Genomic DNA, 5488 nt, shown 5'->3' with positions numbered 1-5488 from the left:
ATGGAATGGGGATATCAGAGCGTAACCAGGAACAAATCTTTAAGAAATACGAACGAATCAACCACGATGTGGAAGGCCAGGGCATTGGGTTGTTCCTGGCTAAAAAGATAGTAGATGCTACCGGTGGTGATATCAAGGTAGAAAGTGAATTGGGGCAAGGCAGTACGTTTATTATCTATTTTAAGGCTGAATCGCCTTCTTTAAATTAGGCAAACCTACAGCGATTTTTCGATAACCTGGATATTGATTCTTTAGACCGGAAAGAGGTGCAGCAACAATAAAACTACCTGATGGAAATCAATTTGCAGCTCCCTATTACTTACGAGAGAGTGAAATGCCAAAAATTAAAAGCAAGTCCCCAAAGTAGAGCATGTACAGAAGTAGTGCAGGTTAGAGCATGTTGTATATGAGCCGCTTCTCATTGACAAAACTGAAAAAAAGGGGTAATTAACAACAGTTAGCCAAGATATTTCAGGACGGGTGACGTTTCCTGGGACGGTTGCTGTCAACCTATATCAGGACAAGACAACTTCAAAACTGATGGAAGCAGGGTACCTTTCCAGGGACCAACCCTGAGCAACTCGAAATGGTGCAGCGTCACTTCAGTTACAATAATAAAAAGGGAGGCTTCTTGAAAGGACCTACGCTCTTGAGCATAAATGGCTATAACATCAAATGCCAGTCAGATTTTATGGAGCAGGAAAAGTTCCAGGTGTATTTCCTTTCGAGGATACAGAACTTAATATAATGGCAATTTATACAACTTCCAAGGTGGGTATGGCAACCTTGCTGATTGTACCTACACAATATGTTTCAACCAAAAGGGTGAAATAGATAGAGGAACATTAGCTGATGGAGAAGACATCAATTCCATTGAATAAATGAACACCTATAGGACTTGCTGCTAGGGCGGTGCAACGAACACGCCATTTGCTACAAATCACTATCAACAGTTGTTCAAGTGTGCCGAATAACAATCGGCTCTAGTTTTAGTATAGACAACAGTAATATTGATCAACAACGGTTCGCAGCTGGACGTATGATGAATTCCGCCACAGCAGCAAGCCCTGAACGTTGTGTATTCCTGGGAAATGCCGGGAGCATTCTTTTTTACTGCGCACTGGGGAGCAGGGCTTTCCCGCTAACAGCATACAACGAAACAATGAAAGGATTTGCATTTACAAAGGGCGATGTTTTCGGAGGACTTACAGCCGGTATTGTTGCACTACCGCTTGCACTTGCGTTTGGACTGCAGTCAGGTTTGGGCGCAGCTGCAGGTCTTTACGGCGCCATTATCCTGGGATTTATATCGGCAATTCTTGGTGGAACCTATACACAGGTCAGCGGCCCTACCGGACCGATGACTGTTGTAGCAACAGCCGCCATTGCAGGGTTTGTTCAAATGGGCGGAAGCATCGAAGCGGTAGCTGGGGCTATTGTCGCCACTTTCCTGCTCGCCGGTATTTTTCAGGCGCTCATGGGCGTTGTACGGCTCGGCGCACTGATCCGCTTTATTCCTTACCCAGTTATATCGGGCTTCATGAGTGGCATTGGCGTGATCATCATCCTTCTTCAGCTTTTTCCTGCTATAGGCCAGCCATCGCCACCAACAACAATTGATGTGGTACGACAGATCGGGCCTGCATTTTCAAACATCAATGTATGGGCACTGCTATATGCAGCCCTGACGGTAGTGATTGTTTACCTGTTTCCCCGTATTTCGAAAACAGTCCCTGGTACGCTTGTGGCACTCATTGGCGTGACAATTTTGTCCGTTGTGCTTCAAAAAGATGTAGAAGTGATCGGTTCCATTCCTACCGGGCTTCCCGAGTTGCAGGTCGCCAGCCTTTTTACAATTGACTCGGCGCTATACGGGCAAATCATACGCGTGGCCATTACACTTGCTGCACTTGGTGCCATCGATTCCCTTCTTACTTCAGTAGTGGCAGATAACGTAACCAAAACGCGCCACGACAGCAACAGGGAGCTAATCGGGCAGGGCATAGGCAATTCAGTTGCCGGAATATTTGGCGGGCTGCCTGGTGCAGGCGCAACCATGCGCACGCTCATCAATGTCAGGTCAGGGGGAACATCAAGATGGTCTGGCATTATCCATTCTGTCACGCTTGCAGTTATTCTTCTGGCTATAGGCTCTTATGCAGCTCTGATCCCAAAGGCAGTGCTGGCAGGCTTGCTGATAACAGTAGGTCTTGGTATCCTCGATTTTCGTGGAATCAGGCACATCAGGGTAATTCCACGTGGCGATGCAGCTATTATGATTGTGGTGTTGCTGGTAACTGTTTTTCTCGATCTGCTCACGGCAGTAGGTGTAGGAATGGTGATGGCGGCACTCTTCTTTATGAAAAAAATGAGTGATGCTATTGGACACCGTACCCGGATAGAACCACTGTCTACCTATGACGATGGGCAGCATTGGCAGGGAAGGGGTTTGCCAGCTGAGTTGGAAGGAAATGTTTTGGTCAAGCATATCGAGGGTCCTTTGTTTTTTGGTTTTGCGTCCGGGTTACAAAAGATGTCGGAAGGGGTTGTTGACGTAAGCCATGTCATTTACCGTATGGAGGAAGTTCCTTTTATTGACCAGACGGGGTTATACTCCCTGCAGGAAACACTACGGACCATGGAAGAAAGGGGGATAAAAGTTTTTCTGACGGGCCTTCTAAAACAGCCGGAGCACATGCTGCGGAAGGGAGGGATAATCCCGCAGTTGATTCCCGATAAGAATGTCTGCCCTACGTTTTCAGCGGCTGTCGACTGCGTTGTAGACGAACTCAAGAAAAAGGAACCGTCTTCAACTTCTGAGAACATGCACGGCCATTGATAAGATACTTCTCCTTCGCTACATGTGTAGATGCAGCGAACACTGCGTTGCGTCTTGTTGCGGTTAGCATGCAGGCCGACGAAACAGGGGTGGACTTGACCAAGCAAGCTAACCTCCGCCTTCCAGCTCAAAAATTCCACGTTTTATGGGATGACTTTTGTCAACCTATTTCAGGAGAAGACTGAGGAACCTCTCCTGTTTTTGCGTCGTTTGCAAGCAGCTTAAGAAGGCAAGAGGGCGAATTATGCCATCAGCCTCTCATTTACCTTCTGTCACCACTAATATGTCTATCTTGTGCAGGTAAGGTTCCAGCAGCTTAGTGTCTTTAAACCCGTGCACCAGGACCACCCGGCTGTCTGTTGGAGAGATCCAAACCTCGGCAAAGAACTCATCCATGTGGTAGAGGAACACGGAACAGGACATGCATTGCCGCAGCAGCAGTTCCTGACCGCATTCCTGGAGAATACGGGCTCTTTGGTGGAGCGAATAACAACAGAAAACAGACAGCTTCATCATCAGGCTTTATAGACTAGTTAGCTAACTACGCGGAAACTCATAAAAAGTGAATGCGTACAGGCACAGTTGAATAAAGCAGAATTAAAAAGAGCCTCTATCCTATAATGGCTCTTTTGCTTTACAGCCTCTTTTTACCCAGAAAGGGCGCTGGCGCTACTGTTCGCTTGTGCGCCTCATCTAAAAGAACAGAAGATAACGCTGCTTGTGGTTACATAGATAGTATAAGTACTTTATTCCCCTATTCTGTGTATTTCGGAATAAAAGTATTTATCCGCTACCAATGGGACAACCCTCCAAAAAGACAGAAGCACACAGAAAGCTTATTGAGCTGAACGATGAGTTGGAGAACTATTTCAGCAACACCGTTATACCGCAGCTTTTTGTCGATGCCAACATGATTCTGCGCAAGTTCACCCCTCCTGCCATGAGGCACTTCAAACTCTCAGCCGAAGACGTGGGCAGGCACATAGACGAAGTGTCCAGCAACATCCGCTTCCCCACCATCATCGATAACATCGAAGAGGTAATTAAGAGCAGCAAGGACCTAGAAAAAGACATCCAGACGACCGACAAAAGGTGGTACCAGATGAACATCCTGCCCTACATCGTCAAGAAGGAGAAAAGGACCAATGGCGTCATCATCACCTTCATCGACATCAACGACCGCATCGAGGTGCTGCGGGGATATGAGAAGCTGAGCAAGCGGTACGAGAACATCATCTACAGCATTTCCCACGACATCAAAGGCCCTCTCTCCAACATGGAGGGTCTGCTCAGTTTATTGAAGGAAACATCGGGCAGTGAAGAAGACACACAGCAGCTATTGAACCTGCTGAATTTGTCTGTGGACAACATACGCAGCACAGTGGTGGAACTCTCGGACATAAGGGAAAGTGACACTGATTTCGACAGGGAGGCAGAGCGGGTGAACTTTGAGAACCTGATAGAAGACGCCCGGCTTGCCCTGACGGACAGGATACATGAAGCCGGTGCGCAGGTAGAATGTGAAATAAAGGAAACCGAGATAACCCTGTCCCGCAAGAACGTCAGGAGCATCATCTACAACCTGCTGAGCAACGCCATCAAGTACAAAGCACCGGACAGAGCACCAGCGATATGCGTCAAGACGGAGAAAGCAGGTGCTTACACGCTGCTCTCCGTCAGCGACAACGGACGTGGCATAGCGGATGACAAGAAGGAGGTGATATTTGAGCGATACACCAGGCTCCGGGATGACGTGGAGGGCACAGGACTGGGCTTGTTCATCGTGAAGAGAATGGTGGAGGATGCAGGGGGAAAGATTGAGGTGGAGAGCACGCTGGGCGAAGGCACCACCTTCAAGGTCTTTCTCAAAGGGCAGCGGTAAAGACAGCAACAGGCACAGAACCCCTGTTCCATCAGGCAGGGCACTTACCCTTCCGCCAGCCACAGCGCATTCAAACTTCCCCGCATTTTCTTTTTCTCGTTCCGCAACTCCCGCAGCCTCTCCTTCAATTCCTCCCGGAGCGACTGGCTTTCCCGGTGCAGGTCATGGTCCTCCTTTGTCAGGGCGTGAAGGTAGAACAGGCACTGAGCGACTTCAAAAGCACTCAGCTGCTTTACCTCCAATTTCCTGATATGTTCATATATAAAAGACATGTACAAGCTTACGGCACATGTCCTTTTGTCGCTGCCGAATTATTACGGAACCTTATGGAGTAAAATACTGAGATTGCAGGTGTTACTACTTAAATAGAACATTTCTCAGGTCAGAAAACATCTACTTCGTCTACATTCTCGTTGCGGGGGGAAGTGAGAAGAGGTGCCGGGGAAAGATTATTTGAGGTATGAAGGTGATTAAAAGGATATTACTCGTTGATGATGATGTTACTTATTTATACCTCACGCAGCGGTTGCTCAGGAAACTGTGGGCGGTGGTGGAGGTGCAAACCGCAGTGAACGGGGAGGATGCCTTAAAGCTGTTGAAGGAGAGGACCGAAATAGAGCAGCTGCCGGAACTTATCATTTGAGATAGTCAAGATATAATCTGACAGTTTAATTAAATTGAATGTGACGCATTTCATTAATTAAACCCGATTATATCATGACTACTCAAGACAAAATTATCAAAAACAAGTTAGGATTGCTAAACCT

At 47.4% G+C, this 5488-nt stretch carries 6 protein-coding genes; 4 read left to right on the top strand and 2 right to left on the bottom strand.

Translation table 11 applies throughout. From position 1 onward, the window contains the following. The coding region (locus tag ACFS7Z_RS26940) for a sensor histidine kinase (RefSeq protein ID WP_377492477.1) at positions 1-209 on the top strand (209 nt) is incomplete at its 5' end. 953 nt (positions 210-1162) lie between these two features. Then, on the top strand, positions 1163-2839 hold the full coding sequence (locus ACFS7Z_RS26935) for a SulP family inorganic anion transporter (RefSeq protein WP_377492474.1): 1677 nt from the start codon (positions 1163-1165) through the stop codon (positions 2837-2839). Between the two features lie 258 nt (positions 2840-3097). Here ACFS7Z_RS26935 and ACFS7Z_RS26930 read toward each other — a convergent pair whose 3' ends face one another. Beyond that, a complete protein-coding gene (locus tag ACFS7Z_RS26930) occupies positions 3098-3355 on the bottom strand; it encodes a hypothetical protein (RefSeq protein ID WP_377492471.1) in 258 nt (85 codons plus the stop codon). A gap of 280 nt (positions 3356-3635) precedes the next feature. On the opposite strand from ACFS7Z_RS26930, the gene ACFS7Z_RS26925 reads away from it, so the two are divergent. Beyond that, positions 3636-4721, top strand: a complete 1086-nt coding sequence (locus ACFS7Z_RS26925; protein ID WP_377492468.1) for a sensor histidine kinase — start codon at positions 3636-3638, stop codon at positions 4719-4721. A gap of 44 nt (positions 4722-4765) precedes the next feature. Here ACFS7Z_RS26925 and ACFS7Z_RS26920 read toward each other — a convergent pair whose 3' ends face one another. Then, a complete protein-coding gene (locus ACFS7Z_RS26920; RefSeq protein WP_377492465.1) occupies positions 4766-4993 on the bottom strand; it encodes a hypothetical protein in 228 nt (75 codons plus the stop codon). 188 nt (positions 4994-5181) lie between these two features. Between ACFS7Z_RS26920 and ACFS7Z_RS26915 the strand changes: the two genes are divergently transcribed. Beyond that, positions 5182-5364 carry a response regulator transcription factor gene (locus ACFS7Z_RS26915; RefSeq protein ID WP_377492462.1) on the top strand — a complete coding sequence of 61 codons (183 nt, stop codon included), beginning with the start codon at positions 5182-5184 and terminating at the stop codon, positions 5362-5364. Positions 5365-5488 lie beyond the last annotated feature (124 nt).

Origin of the sequence: Pontibacter toksunensis (assembly GCF_042686245.1) — a bacterium.
In the GTDB taxonomy this organism is placed as follows: Bacteria; Bacteroidota; Bacteroidia; order Cytophagales; family Hymenobacteraceae; genus Pontibacter; species Pontibacter toksunensis.
Note: the sequence above shows the minus strand (reverse complement) of the source record. Positions and strands in the feature narration are given on the sequence as shown.